The sequence below is a fragment of the Bradyrhizobium sp. CAR08 genome (assembly GCF_052871955.1).
Genome location: NZ_JBIXJX010000010.1, coordinates 18,012 through 36,122 on the forward strand (window position 1 = coordinate 18,012; position 18,111 = coordinate 36,122).

9 protein-coding genes are annotated in these 18,111 nt (G+C 62.7%); 2 read left to right on the top strand and 7 right to left on the bottom strand.

Going from position 1 to position 18,111, the window contains the following annotated elements; translation table 11 throughout:
* Nucleotides 1–60 precede the first annotated feature (60 nt).
* Nucleotides 61–8,487 carry a VCBS domain-containing protein gene (locus ACIPUD_RS21365; protein WP_446481496.1) on the bottom strand — a complete coding sequence of 2,809 codons (8,427 nt, stop codon included), beginning with the start codon at nucleotides 8,485–8,487 and terminating at the stop codon, nucleotides 61–63.
* Between the two features lie 621 nt (nucleotides 8,488–9,108).
* Here ACIPUD_RS21365 and ACIPUD_RS21370 point away from each other — a divergent pair.
* Both ACIPUD_RS21370 and ACIPUD_RS21375 read left to right on the top strand, forming a co-directional pair.
* Nucleotides 9,109–9,840, top strand: coding sequence for a transglutaminase-like cysteine peptidase (locus ACIPUD_RS21370; protein WP_446481497.1), 732 nt, complete (start codon nucleotides 9,109–9,111; stop codon nucleotides 9,838–9,840).
* Between the two features lie 100 nt (nucleotides 9,841–9,940).
* The gene (locus ACIPUD_RS21375; RefSeq protein ID WP_085349300.1) at nucleotides 9,941–11,065 is read left to right on the top strand and encodes a lysozyme inhibitor LprI family protein; all 1,125 of its coding nucleotides are present in this window, start codon (nucleotides 9,941–9,943) and stop codon (nucleotides 11,063–11,065) included.
* A 160-nt stretch (nucleotides 11,066–11,225) separates the two neighbouring features.
* On the opposite strand, the gene ACIPUD_RS21380 is transcribed toward ACIPUD_RS21375, so the two are convergent.
* The 6 genes from ACIPUD_RS21380 to ACIPUD_RS21405 all read right to left on the bottom strand — a co-directional run bounded on the left by ACIPUD_RS21380 (nucleotide 11,226) and on the right by ACIPUD_RS21405 (nucleotide 18,027).
* On the bottom strand, nucleotides 11,226–12,425 hold the full coding sequence (locus ACIPUD_RS21380; protein WP_026233521.1) for an ABC transporter substrate-binding protein: 1,200 nt from the start codon (nucleotides 12,423–12,425) through the stop codon (nucleotides 11,226–11,228).
* Nucleotides 12,426–12,504: 79 nt separating this feature from the next.
* The gene (locus tag ACIPUD_RS21385; RefSeq protein WP_204513224.1) at nucleotides 12,505–14,343 is read right to left on the bottom strand and encodes an AMP-dependent synthetase/ligase; all 1,839 of its coding nucleotides are present in this window, start codon (nucleotides 14,341–14,343) and stop codon (nucleotides 12,505–12,507) included.
* 107 nt (nucleotides 14,344–14,450) lie between these two features.
* Nucleotides 14,451–15,239, bottom strand: a complete 789-nt coding sequence (locus tag ACIPUD_RS21390; protein ID WP_204513223.1) for an ABC transporter ATP-binding protein — start codon at nucleotides 15,237–15,239, stop codon at nucleotides 14,451–14,453.
* 4 nt (nucleotides 15,240–15,243) lie between these two features.
* Entirely contained in the window at nucleotides 15,244–16,002 is a 759-nt protein-coding gene (locus tag ACIPUD_RS21395) for an ABC transporter ATP-binding protein (RefSeq protein ID WP_018458187.1), read from the bottom strand.
* Nucleotides 15,999–17,147, bottom strand: a complete 1,149-nt coding sequence (locus ACIPUD_RS21400) for a branched-chain amino acid ABC transporter permease (RefSeq protein WP_446481498.1) — start codon at nucleotides 17,145–17,147, stop codon at nucleotides 15,999–16,001. Before ACIPUD_RS21400 ends, ACIPUD_RS21395 begins: the two co-directional genes overlap by 4 nt.
* Nucleotides 17,148–17,151: 4 nt before the next feature.
* Nucleotides 17,152–18,027 (bottom strand): branched-chain amino acid ABC transporter permease, encoded by an 876-nt coding sequence (locus tag ACIPUD_RS21405; protein WP_446481499.1) that lies wholly within the window; start codon nucleotides 18,025–18,027, stop codon nucleotides 17,152–17,154.
* Nucleotides 18,028–18,111: the final 84 nt, after the last annotated feature.

Genomic DNA, 18,111 nt, shown 5'->3' on the forward strand with positions numbered 1-18,111 from the left:
TTGGCGGTGAACGGCAGCGTGGATCGGGCCTGCCGACGATCGCGGCCCATCATGCAGCAATCAGGCATGGACGATGAAGTCGCTCGCCTGGAGGTGGGCGACACCCTTCAGAAGGATGGTGTCCGAAGCGTTGATCGTGACCAGGGTGTCAGCGGAATTGGTCGGCGAAGCCGCCACGTGCTGCGCCATCCATGCCCCAAAATCGCTGGCGGTCACGACTGCCGACAAGTCGATATGGTCCTGACCGGGCGTGAAATTGGTGATCGTATCGTTGTTAGAACTGGCGGCGAACACGAACTGGTCCTGATGGCCTGTCCCGATGAAGTCATCTTGCCCGGCCGTGCCAAAGAGCAGGCTAACCGTCTTGCTTGCGTTGTGACTGTCGGCCACGGTGAGCGTGACCGTCTGTATGGCCGCACCTTCACTTGCATCGGTGTAGGTCACGGTCTGCAGCGCGGAATTGATATGCGCCAAGGTATCGGACGTCGACGCCGGACTCAAATTGCTACCCGAGCCGGAGGCAACGAGCGTGAAGGTTTCATTGGCAGCCGCATCGGAGTCGGTGGCCGAGATACCGTGCACAGTGACTTGAGCGTCGTCATGCGTGAGGCTGATCTGGTTGACGTCCATTACCGGCGCATCGTTCGCGCCGTCCACGTCCACCGTGAGTGTCGCAGTGCCGGTCGCGCCATGCGCGTCCGTCGTCTGGACCGTAAACGTATCCGCGAAGGGCCCTTCTTGCAACGCGTTGATCGCAGCCGCGTCGGGAACGTAGGTGTAGCTGCCGTCAGAGTGGACCGTCAGCGCGCCGTAGTGTCCTGGAGCCGTCCCGCAACTATCCGCATTCTGGACAGAATAGGTCAGCGTCACCGTCTCGTCGGCATCGGCGTCGGTGCCCGCGAGATTTCCGGTGAGATTGGAGAAGGTGTCGGTCGCCGCCGTGTCCGTAAGCTTGCCGAGGTTGAGAGCGGACAGCGTTGGCACGTCGTTGGCGCCCGTCAGGTCCACCGTGTATATCGCCGTGGAGGCGGCGCCATGTGCATCCGTGACCTGGACCGTGAAACTGTCGGAATAGTGCAAGCAGCCCGGCAGCGCGTTAATCGAAGCCGCATCGGGAACGTAGGTGTAGGTGCCGTTCGTGTTGAGCGCCAGCGCGCCATAGTGACCCGTGACCTCTCCGACTGCCTGGTGATCTGCGTTCAGCAAGGTGTAGGTCAGCGTATCGCCGGAGTCGGCATCGGTCCCGACCACCTGTCCGGTGAGGTCAGAGAAATTATCCGCTGCGCACGTATCGGTGAGCTGCCCGATGCTACCATCGGTCAACACCGGAGCGTCGTTGGCGCCTGTTACGGCAACCGTGAATGATGCCGTGCCGACAGCACCTTGCGCGTCCGTGGTCTGAATCGTGAAGACGTCCGAACAAGGGCCTTCCGAAAGCGCGTTGATCGAAGCCGCATCGGGAACGTAGGTGTAGGTGCCGTTCGCGTTGACCGTCAGCGAGCCGTACAGGCCAGCCGTCGTCCCATGACTATCCGCGTTCAGAACGGCATAGGTCAGCCCCGCCGTCTCTCCATGGTCGGCGTCGGTTCCGACCAGCATTCCCGTGACGTCCGAGAAGCTGTCGGCGATGGAGGTATCGACGAGCGGATCCGTGGTGACCGCGGCCAAGGTCGGCGCGTCGTTCTTGCCTGTGATCGTGACCGTGACGTCGGTTGTGGCGGTCTCGCCGTAATCGTCCGTGCTCGTGATGGTAGAAACCACCTTCGCGGTCTGGTCCTTGGCGAGGAAGTCCAGCGCGCCGTCGGCGATCGAATAGCTCCAGGTGACGATGCCATTGTTCAGCCCGGCCTGCGGCAGAAGCGTCAGCCCGCTCTTGAGCTCCGCGATCTCGTCAAGCGAGAGCGACGAGGTGAGGTTAGTGCTGTGATCGGCGCCAAGCGAGGTCACGTCCTGGCCGGTGATCTGTGCCGACGGCAGGTCGGTCAGGTCGATGTCGGTGAAGTCAATCGCGCCGGTCGCAGGCGTTGAGGTATCGGAGGTGGCGAAGTCGCCGGTGGCGTCCGCCTGCTCGGAGACGCCCCCCGCCAGCACGCCGCCGGCGGTGAAGGCCGGGGCGTGGTCATCGGTCATCGTGATCAGCGTGTGGCCAGTGCCGTCGTCGCTCCCGGCGAAATGGGCATTGCTGTAGTCGGCGCCGGCCAGGTTCAGGCTGATGTGATTGCCGTCCGCATCGGTCACCGTCAGCACGCCGCCGGTCGCGGGATTGGAGTTTGCAACATAGACCGCGCTGGTGCCGAGCCCGTATTTGATCGTCGACAGGTCGATCGTGTCGTTCGCGGACAGCTCCGCGATCGATCCGCCGAACGTATCCGTATCGATCTCAACCGCGGCGCCGTCGCCCGCGAGGTTGATCGTCTGCGCGACCGTGCCTTCGAGCTTCAGCAGCGCACCGGCATCGACGGTGACCGAGCCCGTGCCGGTCAGCAAGCCGAACAGCGACAGCTCGCCATCATGGACCTCGATGCTGCCGGTATTGCTGATGGTGCCCGAGATCGACGCCGTGCCCCAGCTGTCGATGTGGCTGTGATTGACGAGTCCAGGCCCACCCAGGGAGATCGAGGCGCCGTTGAGGAGATCGATGACACCGTCATTGACGATCGACGACGCATTGCCGAAGACGCTCGTGCCGGCGACCGTCCAGGTGCCGCCGGACTCGTTATTGAAGGTCGCGCTGGCGACCGAGATATTGCCGTTGATGTGGCCGGTGTTGTTGATCGTGAGGCTGCCACCGATCTCGATGATCGCGTCGGTCGCGGAGGTCACGCTCGAAGCGGCGGGCGGCCCGATGGTGCCGGAATTGTTGATCACCGAACCGGTCGTATCCTGCTGGATGTGGATCGCCGCATTGCCACCGGCGCCCACGATGGAGCCGGAATTGACGATGTGGATCGAACCGGTCGCGCCCGAAAACTCCAGCGTCGCGCCAACATCGACGATTACCTTGCCTGAACCGGCGATGCCGCCCGCAAGGTCGAGAATGCCGCTCTGGACCTCGATGATGCCGGTGTTGGTGACGCTGCCCGTGACCGTATCGACGCCGGCGCTGTAGAGATTGCCGGCATTGCTCAGGCTGCCGCCGTTGATCGAAACGTCGGTCAGATAGAGCTTCGAGGTGCCGTCGACCGTGATCGACCCAGCACTGCTGTTGCTAACGGTGAGATTTGCCAGCTTCAGCGTGCCGTGGTTGACTGCCTCAAGAGCCGCGGTGTTGGAGACATCCTCACCGGAGACGTCGAGCACGCCGCCCTTCGCCTGAATGAGATTGTGATTGGTGATGGCGTGAAGCGTGGCGGGATCAATCGTCAGCGTACCGCTGGTGACCGTGATCGTGCCGGTGTTGGTAATGTCGGCATTGTCGATGGCGCTGGTGCCGGTCGATTCCAGCGTACCGGCAATCGTCACCGTGCCGCCGTCGATGGTCGCGCCCTGAAGTTCGAGTGCCGAGCCGGACTCAACCGAGACACTACCGCTGCCGGTGTCGGTCACCGTCATCCCGATCAGCTTCAGTGTCCCATGATTGATCGCCGCCAGCGTGCCGGTGTTTGCGATGGCTTCGCCGTTGATGTCGAGCTCGGCGCCATTGGCCCTGAGGATGCCGCCATTCGCAATCGAGCTTGCGGAGGTCGTCGCCAGCAGCGTCAACGCGCCCAGGGCTGCCTCGATCAGATAGTTGTTCGAGATGTTGGCGTCGGTAATCGCAGTTGTGCCGGTCGAATTCAGCGTGCCCGAAACGGTGAGCGCGCCGCCTGTCAGGCTCGCACCGTTCAATGTCAGCTTGCTGCCTGCATCGACCTTGACCGTGCCATGATTGGCGATTGCGGTGCCCGCAACTATCACGTCATCCAGCGTCAGGATGACGCCGCTCTCGACCGTCACGGCAGTGGTGCTCAGCGTCGCCGATTGATCGATCTTGCTGGCGCCGGTGACATCGATCGTGCCGAGACCGTTGATCGTACCACCGCTGATCGTCGCGCCGTTAACTGTCAGCTTGCCGTTGGCATCGACCGTGACGTTACCGGCATTCGCGACCGTCGAGTCCTGGTCGATCGTCAGCGCGCCATTCGTCAGCACCTCGATCGTGCCGGTGCTCGCATTCGTGATCGTCTCGTGGTCCAGCGCGTTGCCGGTGCCGCTGACCTTCAACGCCGCGTTGTTGTTCAGGATGCCGCCGCTCAGCACCGCAGCGCCGGTCAAATCGATCTCGCCATTGCCGGTGACCGTGCCGGTGCCGTTGATCGTCGCCCCGTTGACCGTCAGCTTGCCGTTGGCATCGACCGTGACGTTACCGGCATTCGCAACCGTCGAGCCCTGGTCGATCGTCAGCGCACCGTTCGCCAGCACTTCGATCGTACCGGTGCTCGCGTTCGTGACCGTCTCGTGGTCCAGCGCGTTGCCGGTGCCGCTGACCTTGAAGGCCGCGTTGTTGTTCAGGATGCCACCGCTCAGAACCGCGCCGCCGGTCAGATCGATCTCGCCATTGCTGGTGACCGTGCCGGCACCATTGATCGTGGCGCCGTTCACCGTCAGCTTGCCGTTGGCATCGACCGTGACGTTACCGGCATTCGCGACCGTCGAGCCCTGGTCGATCGTCAGCGCGCCGTTCGCCAGCACTTCGATCGTGCCGGTGCTCGCGTTCGTGATTGTTCCATGGTCTAGCGCGTTACCTGTGCCGCTGACCTTGAAGGCCGCGTTGTTGTTCAGGATGCCGCCGCTCAGCACCGCAGCGCCGGTCAAATCGATCTCGCCATTGCCCGTGACAGTTCCGGTACCGCTGATCGTGGCGCCGTTAACTGTCAGCTTGCCAGCGGAATCGATCGTGACGTTGCCGGCATTCGCGACAGTCGAGCCCTGGTCGATCGTCAGCGTGCCGTTCGCCAGCACCTCGATCGTGCCGGTGCTCGCATTCGTGATCGTCTCATGGTCGAGCGCATTACCGGTGCCGCTGACATTGAAGGCCGCATTGTTGTTCAGGATGCCGCCGCTCAGAACCGCGCCGCCGGTCAGATCGATCTCGCCATTGCTGGTGACCGTGCCGGCACCATTGATCGTGGCGCCGTTCACCGTCAGCTTGCCGTTGGCATCGACCGTGACGTTGCCGGCATTCGCAACCGTCGAGCCCTGGTCGATCGTCAGCGCGCCGTTCGCTAGCACTTCGATCGTGCCGGTCGTCGCATTCGTGATCGTTTCGTGGTCCAGCGCGTTGCCGCTGCCGCTGACCTTGAAGGCCGCGTTGTTGTTTAGGATGCCGCCGCTCAGCACGGCAGCGCCGGTCAGGTCGATCTCGCCGCTGCCGGCGACAGTCCCGGCACCGTTGAGCGTGGCGCCATTGACTGTCAGCTTGCCGTTGGCATCGACCGTGACGTTACCGGCATTCGCGACCGTCGAGCCCTGGTCGATCGTCAGCGCGCCGTTCGCCAGCACTTCGATCGTGCCGGTGCTCGCATTCGTGACCGTCTCGTGGTCCAGCGCGTTGCCGGTGCCGCTGACCTTAAAGACCGCGTTGTTGTTCAGGATGCCGCCGCTCAGCACCGCAGCGCCGGTGAGATCAATCTCACCGTTGCCGGTGACCGTGCCGGTGCCGCTGATCGTGGCGCCGTTGACCGTCAGCTTGCCGGTGGCGTCCACCGTGACGTTGCCGGTGTTGGCGACGCCGGAGCCCTGGTCGATCGTCAGCCAGCCATTCGCCAGCACCTTGATCGTGCCGCCGGACGTGTTTGCGACGGTCTCGTGGGCGAAATCCGCCGTGCCCTTGATGTTGACCGCCCCTGAATTGTTCAGCGTGCCGTTCTTGAGGACGCTGCTGCCGTCGAGTTCCAGCGTGCCGGCGATGGTGACCGTGCCGCCGCTGATGGTGGCGGTGTCGACGATCAGCGTCGTGCCGGCATCGGCCTTCAGCGTGCCGCCGGCATTGTTAATTCCGGCGAGCGTCTTCAGCGTGCCGCCGAACAGCTCGATCGTGCCGGAATTGGTGATTGTGGTGCCGTTGGCGAAATCGCCGCCGCCCTTGAGCGTCAGGTAGCCGGCATTGGTGAGGACGCTGCTGTCCAGGAACTCAGCCTTGCCACCAACCGAGATCGTGCTTGCCGTGAAATTGGTGAGCTTCGAATCGGCCTTGAGGCTGATCTCGCCCGCAATCGTCAACGCACTCTTGTTGATGACTTCCGGCGCCTTGTGGCCGACCGCGGTGTCGTAGTCGTTCATCGTGATCGACTTGGCGTAGGCTGCCGTGTCGATCGTCACCGGATAGGACGGCGTCAGCCCATGCAGCTGGTCGGTGATGACGATGACGTCGTCATTGATGGTCGGGACCGTGCCGGTTGCCCAGTTGGCCGCATCCTTCCAGAAGCCGCCCGAGGGAGCGCCGGGCTTGTCGGTCGCGATCCACACCACGGCGGGAGCGTCGGTGCCGGTGATCGTGACGGTGATGGTCTGCTGGGAGGTGGCGCCTTGCGCGTCCTTGAGCGTCACGGTGTAGACCAGCGTCAGCACCTCACCCTTGGGGATGAAGTCGGCGAGATAGACCGGCAGGTCAGCCAGCGACCAGTTGATGGTGCCGGTGCCGTCTCCGGTGCTATCGGCGCCCGCCGCGATCGCGACCGACATCGCGCTCTGGAACGCCGCAAGCGGCCCCGGCGGAACGGTGCCGTCAGGCAGGGTCGCGCTGCTCAACGCCACCGACACCGTATGCTTGTCGGTGAGATCGACGTCGTCGAAGCTCAGCGTGCCCGACGTGGGAACATCGCTGGTGAGCGGGCCACCCGGCACGCTGGTGCCGCCTTCGAAGATGATGGTCGGAACGCTGGTGGTGATCACCGGCTTGTCGTTGGTGCCGGTGATCGTGATGGTGATGTCGATGGTCGACGTTTCGGGATTGACCGAGAAATTATTGTTGACGCGGACCTTGTAGGTCAGCGTCAACGTTTCGCCCGCCGCGAGGAAGTCGAAGACGTGGTCGGGAATCGTGTAGGTCCAGACCGCCGAGCCGTTGTTGTTGTTACCGGCGGCTGCGGCCACGCTGAGCTGGATCTGCGTTGCCGCGATGTCCTGCTTCTGGAGCGCAGAGAGCGCGCCGCTGACATCCTGCTGGCCGGCGTTCTTGTAGACAAAGTTCGGCGCATCGCCGAGGTCTATGCTCACCGTTGGCAGATCGGCCAGGTTTTGATCGACGAAGGTGATGCGACCGGAGATGGTATCGTAATGAGTTGTGTCGCCGGTCGTGCCCGCGCGCTCGATCATCTCGAACGCCGTCTTCACATTGCCGTTGAGATCGAGGCTTTGACGAACGGGCGGGCCGGGAATGCGGGTGCTGGTCGACGGATTATGGCCGGTCCCCTGCGATCCCGGCTCAGGGAGATGCGTGAAGGTCGCGGTCGCGGTGGCACCGGTATCCGTCTTGATGAAGACAATGTTGCCGGTCTGCGTGATCGAGTCGGTGAAGTTCTGGGTCAGCTTGGTGTTGCTGTTGTTGTCCGTGAACTTCAGCGTGAACACGTCCGTGATCAGCTTCTGGATGTCCGGCGACATCAGCGCATTGGAGATCGAGACGTTGCCGCCGCTGATCTGGATCATCTGGCCGGCCTGGTTGACCGTCGCGATCGGCAGCAGCGTGACCTTGTCGAACAGGATGTAGGAGCCCGTCGTGCCGTTCGGCTCGACCAGCACCTGGAAGCTTGCCTGCGGCTGCGGATCGCCGCCGCCAGCGGGAACGACGAAGTTGATCTGGCTCAGCACCGCCGTACCGCGGATGCCCATGGTGGCGACCGGCGTGTCGACCTTCATGTCGCCGTGCTTAGCGGTCTCACCGGCAACGAAAGTGATGGTGCCTGCGACCAGACTGAGCAGAGAGGAATTGTTCGACCCGTTGGGGTCGTAGACCATATCGTTCAGCACCATCCGCGCATTGGAGGACAGGCCGAACACCGTGCCGTCGATGAACGTAATGCCGAGCGTCGAGTCGCCGCCGGTCGAGACCACGTCGCCCTTCTCGACGTTGTCGCCATTGTTCAGGATGACGGAGACGCCGTTACGGACCGCGGTCGCGCTGCCGGAGAGCTTGGTGACGTGGCCGATGACCTGCGCGGCGGCAATCCCTGAGGCGGCCTGCGCGTATTGCACATGGCCGGTGAGTGCGTTGACGACGTCGCCGGTGAGGTGCGCGCCGTCGGGCGAGGCGATCGCCGCGCGCTTGTCGCCCCTGAAATAATCGTGAACGACGAAATCGTGCCCATCATGAGACAGCACGAGATCGAGACCGGCGCGCTTGAAATCGCCGTTGAAGATCAGGTTCGGGTCGGGAACCACGAATGCGCCATCGGGCACGTGGCCGTGTGCCTTCGCAGTAAAGGAATCGACATGGCCATCGGCGGGCGATCGGGAACCCAAGCCGTCCAAGGAAATCGCGGCGTCAAATTTGCCAGCGTAATTCAATCCGGGCACCAAAAAAGGAGTTAAAATCTAAGTAAGTATCGCTCGCCTAAACTTGCATATCATTACCAAGTCCTTAGCGAAACCACCTATTGCTTGTGTGATTTCGCATCACCAAGCGGTCGATGCTCTCGGACGGCTGGGCACCTGCAGGGAAGCCAAAGTAATCTTTCAAATACTCATAAGTAAAGTAGCGCTTATTTTCGCTCATTTTCAGTAACCTCATGTATTCTATTGCAGAAATCTGGCAATAGATACTTCTGTCATCTTTTGTTCGTGGTGCCCCGCACCACCCTGCGGCAAATACGGGGCCAAATCTGTGATCCAGCTAACAGAACTCGCGAAATAGCCAGCCGTTAGCCATAAGGCGCAGAATCAGTTCCACAACAACTTCTGCCTGCAATTGGTCCCTCTTCGCGGCAACTGCCGCCCTCCTAGCCGGCGAATCGTAAAATTTTACGCAATATGAGCAGGCCCGTTTCAGCCTGTTGCCCGGTTTTGGGACCCCAGGCCGGGCGCGTTAAGCAGAACAAAACCGCCCGCCTCGCACTATCTCCGCGAAAGCAACAAAGCCCGGCACGTGCAGGTCGAGGGGGACCTGGCGAAGCCGGAAGGGGATGTCAGATGGAGACCGCTGCTCGTTCGCGCGCTTGGCGCGCTATCCTTGTGCTGTGCGGATTGATCCTGCTCGGATCGGCCGCCGAGCTTCGCGCTGGCACGCTACTATCGCCGGGAGCCGGCGTCCTCGTGCGCAAATCCGCCGAGCCGTTCGGCGTGTTCGCCTTCGCCATCTCCGCCGGCAGCCTGCAACAGAAATGGCTCGCCCTGAGGTCCAGGCTCGACGATGACATGGTGCAGCTCGCCCTGTGCGACGGCGATCGGGACAATTGCGCTTCGCCCGCTGCGCTGAAACTGCTCGCGATCGTCGACCAGGCCCGCAGCCGTGACGGCCGCGCCCGGCTGGGCGAAACCAATCGCGCCATCAACCTCGCCATCCGCGCCGCCGATGACGGTACCGAGGACGTCTGGAGCTCGCCGCTCGCGACCTTCGCGCGTGGCGCCGGGGATTGCGAGGACTATGCCATTGCCAAGCTCGCCGCTCTTAAGCTCGCGGGCATTGCCGCCGAAGATCTCCGCATCGTCGTGGTGCGCGACGTCAGGGCCGGCGAAGAGCATGCGGTTACCGCTGCACGGCTCGACGGCCACTGGCTGATGCTCGACAATCGTCGCATGGCAATGGTCGAGGACGACGCTGCACGGAGCTACCAGCCGCTGTTCGTGCTCTACCAGTCGGCCGTGTTGAAATATGTCGACGAGCCCGTGCGGTTCTCGATGATCGCCGCCGAGGCGCGTTGATCTTGTTGTAGCCCGGTAAAAAGTACGCTTACCCCACAAAGCCATTTCGCCGCGCGATTCGGGACGCTAGCATGCCCGCGGCTATGCGGGGGCGACTGGAATGCGGTTCATCGTGCTGACTATGCTTGCGCTGCTGGCCTTGCCGGCGGCTCCAGGCTTCGCGCAATCCAGCCCGTCCGACCGCTCCGTCGCCGACAGGCTGCCGCTGTTTGCCAAGAACAACTGCCAGCAGATCCGCGATCCCGGCAATCAATTGTTCTGCGGTGATGCCGAGCTTGCCGCCGCCGCCGAGAAGCTGAGCACGGGAATCGAGGCGCGGCTTGCCCGCCTGCCCGATCGCCTGCCTGGGATCGAGGAGAACGCGATCTGGATCCGCCAGCGCAATCTCGGTTGCGGCATCGTCGGCCAGACCGCGATCCGCGCCGAAGATTTCGACCGGGTGAAGGCATGTCTTCTCAAGGTGACCGATGAGCGCGCAGCGATCGTACGCGATCCGGATTTCGACTGTCTCGCCGCCAACACCGCCGCGGGCGCGCTGATCTGTGCGGACCCGTCGCTGGCGCTGGCCGAGACTGAGTTGAACAGCCAGGTTCTCGGCCTGATCGGCAAGCTCGATCCGACCGCGGCGCGCTTTGCCTTCGCCGAATACGGCCGGTGGACGCGGGAGCGCGATCGCAAATGCAATCTGGTTGGCAAGGAGAACGTGCCGCTCGGGGAGCTCGAGTCCGCGGAGGACTGTCTCGCCGGCTATCTGAAGCACAAGGCTGACGAGATTGGCACGGCGAAAGGCGATCCGAAGAAGGTGTTCGGCCGGCAGGTCGCAGCCCACTCGCCCGACACCGATGCCGTCGATTTCTGCGCCGCGCGAATCCACGCGGCCAATTCCTGCGGCAACTTCCTCCGCATCAACCGCGTCTACGCACTCGACAGCCAGGTGGGCGAGCAGGAGGCGCAGGTCACGGGCGAGATCGAGATGGCCGTGCTGGCGCCCTTCGCCACCTGCAGCAAGATCGCCACGACCTGTACGGGCACCTGCTGGGATGCCAGAACGGGTCGTCCGCAGCCCGGCGTTGGCAACAAGGAGCGCTCCACGGACGCCTTCAACGTCACACGCCGCCTGCGGATCCAGCGCACGTTTGCATTTGTCAAAGCCGCCGATGGCTGGCGCTGCCGGGAAGACGAACTGGCCCCGGTGAATTCAGGCACCGCGGGTGGAGGATCGTAGGGCTGTGTGCTCTCCCTCTCCCGCTCTTCGCAGGGAGAGGGTTGGGGTGAGCGGCTGCTTCAGCGAATCCGGTGACAGTTAGACTCTTGGGAGAGCCCCCTCACCCGGATTTGCTGCGCAAATTCCCGCCTCTCCCCGCATGCGGGAAGAGGCGAAGAAATCAAAACATCAGATTGTCCTTCACCAGAACCCAGCGGCCGCCCTTGACCTGCTGCACCTGGGTGATGGTGTTGGCGAGGTGGTCGGTCTTGGAGAATTTGGTCGGCGGCGAGTTGAAGATGTCGAGGAACTTGTCGCCCGATTCCAGCGCGTCCAGCATCTTCTGGCCGGTCAGATCCTTGCCCGCCTTGTTGGCGTAAAACGCGAACGTCATCACCGCATTGTAGCCAATGATGGCCTGCGTGTTGGCATCGGTGCTGAACATCTTCTTGTAGTTGACCAGCCAGTCCTTCACCTTGCCCTTTGCGGTGTCCTCATAGGGAATCTCGAATCCGGACGCAGCATAGAGGCCTTCGACCGCCTCCTTGCCGAGCATGGGCACCTCCATCACGTTGGTCGGCGTCGCGCCGAGAAAGGTGACCTCCCAGCCGAGCTTCTTGGCTTCCGTCATCGCGCCGATGGGCTCACGGAGCACAGCGCCGAGCACAACGAGGTCGCAGCTGTCGGACTTCATCTTGGCGATCTGCGCGCTGAAGTCGGAGGCACCGCGCTTGTAGCTCGTGATCGAGGCCGGCTGCACCTTCATGGCAGTAAGCTGCTGGTTGAAGCCGTCGAGCACGTTCTTCCCGTACTCGTCGTCCTGATGCATGATGCAGGGTTTCTTGAAGTTCTTCCACTCCATCATGTATTTCAGCGCCGCCCGCGTACTCTCGACATAGGGCAGCAGATTGTTGAACTTCAGCCGCTCCTGCGGCTTGGCGGGATCGAACTTGAACGTGAACTCCGCCGCCGTCAGCGGGAAGAGCTGAAGCACGCCGGCGTCGAGCAGGATATCCTGCGCCGCCAGCACGGTCGGCGAGCCCATTGGCCCCACCATCGCGAAGATCTTGTCGCGCTCGATCAACTTCTGCGACGCGAGCACGGCCTTCTTCGGATCGTAGCCGCTGTCCTCGACGACAAGCCGAATCTTTCGCCCCTGGACGCCGCCGGCGGCGTTGATCTCCTCGACCGCCATCTTCATGCCGTTCGAGACTGGCACACCCCAGCCCTTGATCGGCCCCGACAGATCCTGATGGGTGCCGATGACGATCTCGGAGGCCGAGATGCCCTCATTGGTGACCTTGGTCTGCGCCGCGGCAGGCAGACAGGTGAGCACCACCGCGCCTGCCGCAAAGCCGAACGTTTTCAACGATCTCGACATTGAAGTCTCCTCTCCTTGGGGCCCTTATGATGCGAAGGGTGGGGCCTTCACTCCTTCCCTGTTATTCAAACAAGATTGTTCAAGCCACCGCCCGCGCCGGATACATCGCGTCGATCTCGGCGGCATAACGCTTGTTCACGAAGCCGCGCTTCAGCTTCATGGTTGGCGTCAGCTCTTCGTCCTCCGGGGTGAGCTGGCGTTCGATCAGATAGAATCTCTTGATGGTCTCGACGCGGGCGAAATTGGCATTGACCGTTTCGATTTCGCGCCAGATCAGGTCCTGGATCTCCGCCGCGCGGCAGAGGCTGGCATAATTGGTGAAGGGGATGTCGTGGTCCTGCGCGAATTTCTCGACATTCTCCTGGTCGATCATCACGAGGCAGGTGAGGTATGGCCGCTTGTCGCCGATCACCACGGAATCCGAGATGTAGGGCGAGAATTTCAGCTGATTCTCGATCTCGGACGGCGTGACGTTCTTGCCGCCCGAGGTGATGATGATGTCCTTCATCCGGTCGGTGATGCGGACGAAGCCCTCATTGTCGATGGTGCCGACGTCGCCGGTATGCAGCCAACCGCGATGGTCGATGGTCTCGGCTGTCCTCTCCGGCTGGTTCAGGTAGCCCATGAACAGGAAGTCGCCCCTGATCAGGATTTCCCCCTCGGGTGACAGCGCGACTTCGCCCCAGGAAACCGCCTTGCCTACCGAGCCGAGCTTGATCCGCTCCGCCGGCATCATGGTGGCGACCCCGCAATTCTCGGTCTGGCCGTAGACCTCGTGAATGTCGATGCCGAGCGCGAGATACCAGCGGATCAGCTCCGGCGCGATTGGCGCCGCGCCGGTGAAGGCGATGCGGCAACGGTCGAGCCCGATCATGCGTCGGATGTTGCGGAAGACGAGCCGGTAAGCGATGCCGTTGGCGAGGCGCAACGGCAGCGGCGGCGGCTTGCCTTCAATCCTGCAATCGACCATGCGATAGCCGATGTCGATGGCGCGGCGGTAGACCCATTGCTGCAACGGCGTCGCATCCTTCAGCGCGATGGTGATCGCGGAATAGAATTTCTCCCAGATCCGCGGCACCGCGAGGAAGATGGTCGGCTGCACCTCGCGCAGATTGTCCGGCACAGTCTCCGGACTCTCGGCAAAATTCATCACCGAGCCAAGCGCGACCGAGATGTAATAGCCGCCGATCCGTTCGGCGACGTGGCAAAGCGGCAGGAAGATCAGCCGGTCCTCGTTCTCGCGCGCCGGAATGAAATCGTTGGCGTGCCGCATCTGGTGCGTGACGCTACGGTTGGCGTGCATGGCGCCCTTGGGCGGACCCGTGGTGCCGGATGTATAGACGAGGACCGCGAGATCGCTTGCGCTACGACTGTCGACCATCTCCTGCCACAGCGCCTCGCGGCCGGCCATGTGGTTGCGCCCGAGCGCGCGAAACTCGTCGAGCGACATCACCATCTCATCGGAGAAGCCGCTGAGGCCCTCCATGTCGAACACGATGATCCTTCGCAGAGACGGGCAGCGTGCGCGACAGGCCAGGATCTTGTCGAGTTGCTCCTCGTCCTCGGCGAAGATCACCTTCGTCCGGGAATCGTTGACGAGATATTCGACCTGGGATGAGGCATCGGTCGGATAGATCCCGGAAGAGACGCCGCCGGCGCACAGAATGCCCATGTCGACATGGACCCATTCCGGCACGGCGTTGGCGATGATGGAAGCAACGTCGCCGGGCCTGACGCCGATGGCATGCAGCGCGTAGGCGACCTCCTTCGAGATCTCCAGCCATTCGCGCCAGCTGGTCGGCTGCCAGATCCCGAATTTCTTCTCGCGTATAGCCGGCCTGTCGCCCCGCGTCTCCGCGGCGCGCAAAAAGCTTTTCGCGATCGTGTCAGCGACCGTCAGCACCGCCGGTCGGGCCATGCACGTCTCCTCCCTGTCGCGTTCCCCTCCGCTGCCTGCCTTGCCGGCGGTCTATATTGGCGGATGGGCATTGGTATTTAAGGCTTTTTCTAACGCCAAGTCTTCCCTTAACGCCAAGTCTTCTTCTTTTTCCAGCGCCGCTCGCCTCGTGCGCCCGCTTCCTTGGCGCCAAGATAGAATTCCTGGATGTCCTTCGAATGCATCAAACGGTCGCAGCTGTCGTTCATCACGATCCGGCCGATCTCCAGTACATAGCCATAATGCGCCGTCTCCAGCGCCACCTTGGCGTTCTGCTCGACCAGCAGGATCGACATGCCCTGCTCCTCATTGACGCGACGGATGATCGCGAAGATTTCCTTCACCAGGATCGGCGACAGCCCGAGCGAGGGCTCGTCGAGCAGCAACAGAGTCGGCCGGTTCATCAGCGCGCGGCCGATCGCGAGCATCTGCTGCTCGCCGCCGGAGAGCTGTCCGGCCGGCTGGTTGATGCGCTCCTTCAGCCGCGGGAAATAGCCGTAGACGCGCTCCAGATCGTCCGCAACGCCGTTACGATCCTTGCGCGGATAGGCCCCCATCATCAGGTTCTCGCGCACGGACAGGAACGGGAACACCTCGCGTCCCTCCGGCACGTGGCTGAGGCCCAGCCGCACGATCCTGTCCGCCTCCATGCGTTGAATCGACTTGCCCATGAACTCGATGGCGCCCTTCTGCGGATCGAGAATGCCCGAGATCGTCTTCAGCACCGTCGTCTTGCCGGCCCCGTTGGCGCCCAGCAGCGTGACGATGCGGCCGCGCGGCACTTCGAGCGAGATGCCGCGGATCGCCATGATCGGCCCGTAATAGCTCTCGATGTTGGAGAGTTTCAGGATGATGTCTGGTGTTACCACGGCATCCATCGCGTCAGGCTCCCAGATAGGCGGCGACGACATCGGGGTGCTGCTGCACTTCGGCCGGCGAGCCCATCGCCAGCACCCTGCCGTAGTTCAGCGCGATGACGCGGTCGGAGACGCGGTTGACCAGCGACATATCGTGCTCGACCATGAGCACGGTGACGCCGAGCTCGCTCTTCAGGTCGCGGATCCAGAACGACATGTCGTCGGTCTCCTCCACGTTGAGGCCGGAGGACGGCTCGTCGAGCAGGATCAGCTTCGGCTCCGAGCACAGCGCGCGCGCCAGCTCGATCACCTTGCGCACGCCGTAAGGCAGACCCGAGATCAGCTTGTCGCGGTAGGGCTCGAGATCGAGGAATTCGATGACCTGTTCGACCCTGCGGCGATGCACCTTCTCGTCGGCGCGCACGCCCGGCAGGAACAACAGCTCCTGCCAAAGCTGCGTGGTCGAATGCCGGTGGCGGCCGACCAACAGGTTCGACAACACCGTCGCATTCTCGAACAGTTCGATGTTCTGGAACGTGCGGGCGATGCCGAGCCTTGCGATGTCGTGGGGCGGCTGCTCCGTGATGTCCTGGTCTTCGAAGAAGATGCGACCCGAGGTCGGGCGGTAGATCCGCGAAATCAGGTTGAAAATCGAGCTCTTGCCGGCACCGTTGGGCCCGATGATCGAGAGGATCTCGCCCTTCTCGACCGCGAACGACACCGCATCGACGGCCTTCAGCCCACCGAAATGCAGGGACAAGTTCTCGGCGCGAAAATAGCTCATCGGTTGCGCTCCGACTTCACGTAGATCTTCTGCCGCTTGAAGGTGGCGCGCTTGTAGAGCGGGAACAGCTGGAAGAAGAGTTTGATCTTGAGCCAGCGGCCGTAAAGCCCGAGCGGCTCGAACAGCACGAACAATACGATGATGATCCCGTAGATCGCGCCTTTCAGGCCGTTGAGCGAGGCAAAGGCCGCGACCTTGGACTGGACATTGGCTGCGGCTTGCGTGCCCGCTCCGAAGGTCGCTGCAATGCCGGCGATGATGCCGGGCATGTCGTCCTTGAGGTAGGTCAGGAACGGATCGATCATCACGATGAAGATTGCCCCCAGCACCGCGCCGTGCAGGCTGAAGGTGCCGCCGATCAGGATTACGATGATGAACTCGATCGAGAGTTGGAGCGTGAACATCTCCGGCGAGATGAAGGAGAGCTTGTGCGCAAACAACACGCCGGCGAAGCCGGTGATCGCCGCGGAGATCGCAAAGGACTTCACCTTGTACAGCGCGACATTGACGCCCATGCTGCGCGCAGCGGTCTCGCTGTCGCGGATCGCGACGAAGGCGCGCCCGGTGGGCGAACGCAGCAGATTGAGCGTACCGACGATGGTCAGCACCAGCACGGCGAGGCAGAGGAAATAGAAAGTGGGGCTGTCGCGCGGCACCGCAACGCCGAGCGACAGCGTCTTCACCCGCATGCCCTCGTTGCCGTGGGTCACGCTCTCCCAACGCGCCAGGATCTCCTCGACGATCAAGGCGAAGGAGATAGTGGCGATGACGAGGTAGATGCCCTGGAGCCGCAGCGCGGGAAAGCCGACCAACGCGCCAATGCAACCGGACAGAAGGCCTGCGGCGAGGAAGTAGACCGGGAACGGCACGTTGTACGTCTGCAAGTACGCCGCCGTGTAGGCGCCGATCGCGAGGAACGCCGCGTGCCCGAGCGAGGCCTGCCCGGTGAAACCGGTCAGGATCAGCAGCGCCACGCCGACGGTCGCATAGATGCAGACGAAGACGAGCTGGCTCATCAGATAGCTGGAGAGCACATAGGGCGCGATCAGCAGCACGGCCAGCAGGAGACCGTATGAGACGTAATAGCCCGAATGCGGAAACAGCCTGATGTCGTCCTCGTAGTCGGTCTTGAACAGGAAGCGCATGCGTTCAGACCTTCTTGCGGACGTGAAGGCCGAACAGGCCTTCGGGCTTGAGCAAGAGCACGGCGAGCAGCACGATGTAGGGCGCGGCGTCCTTCCAGCCCTCGGCCAGATAGAAGCCGGCCATGCTCTCGATGACGCCGATCAGGACGCCGCCGACCACGGCGCCGGGGATCGAGCCGAAGCCGCCGAGCACGGCGGCCGGAAACGCCTTGAGGCCGAGCACGAGGCCGACATTGGAATGGATGAAGGTGATCGGCGCCAGCAGCACGCCGGCGCAGGTCGCGACCGCCGCGCTGATCGCCCAGACGATCGACACCACGCGCTTGACCGGAATGCCCATGTAATAGGCCGCGAGCATGTTCTCGGAGCTGGCACGCATCGCAGTGCCGAGCGTGGTCTTGTTGAAGAACAGATAGAGCAGCGTGCACAGGATCATGGTCGCCGCGATCACCGAGAGCTTGTCGTAGGCGAGCACCAGCGAGCCGATGCGCAGCACGCCCTGGCTAAACGGCGTCTCGATCTTCAGATCATCGGTCCCCCAGATCATGCCTGCGATCGAGCGCAGGAAATAGCCGAGCCCGATGGTGGCCATGATGATCGAGAATTGCGGATAGCCGAGGATCGGCCGCACCACCACGCGCTCGGCCAGCATGCCGAACAGCGCCATCGCCGCCACCGCACCGGCAAAGCCGATCCAGTAGTTCAGCCCCATCATGCCGATGAAGGTGAAGGCAAAGAAGCCGCCCAGCATCATCAAATCGCCCTGGGCGAAATTGACGACCTCGGTGGCCTTGTAGACAAGCACGAAGCCGAGCGCGATCAGGCCGTAGACGCAGCCGAGCGCAACACCGCTGACCAGCTGCTGAACGAAATCCAGCATCGTCGCGCATCCTCCCGATACAACCGGCGGTTCTTCCTGACCGCCTTGCCGCATCTTGTGTTCAGTCGCTACGCAGTCGTTTCG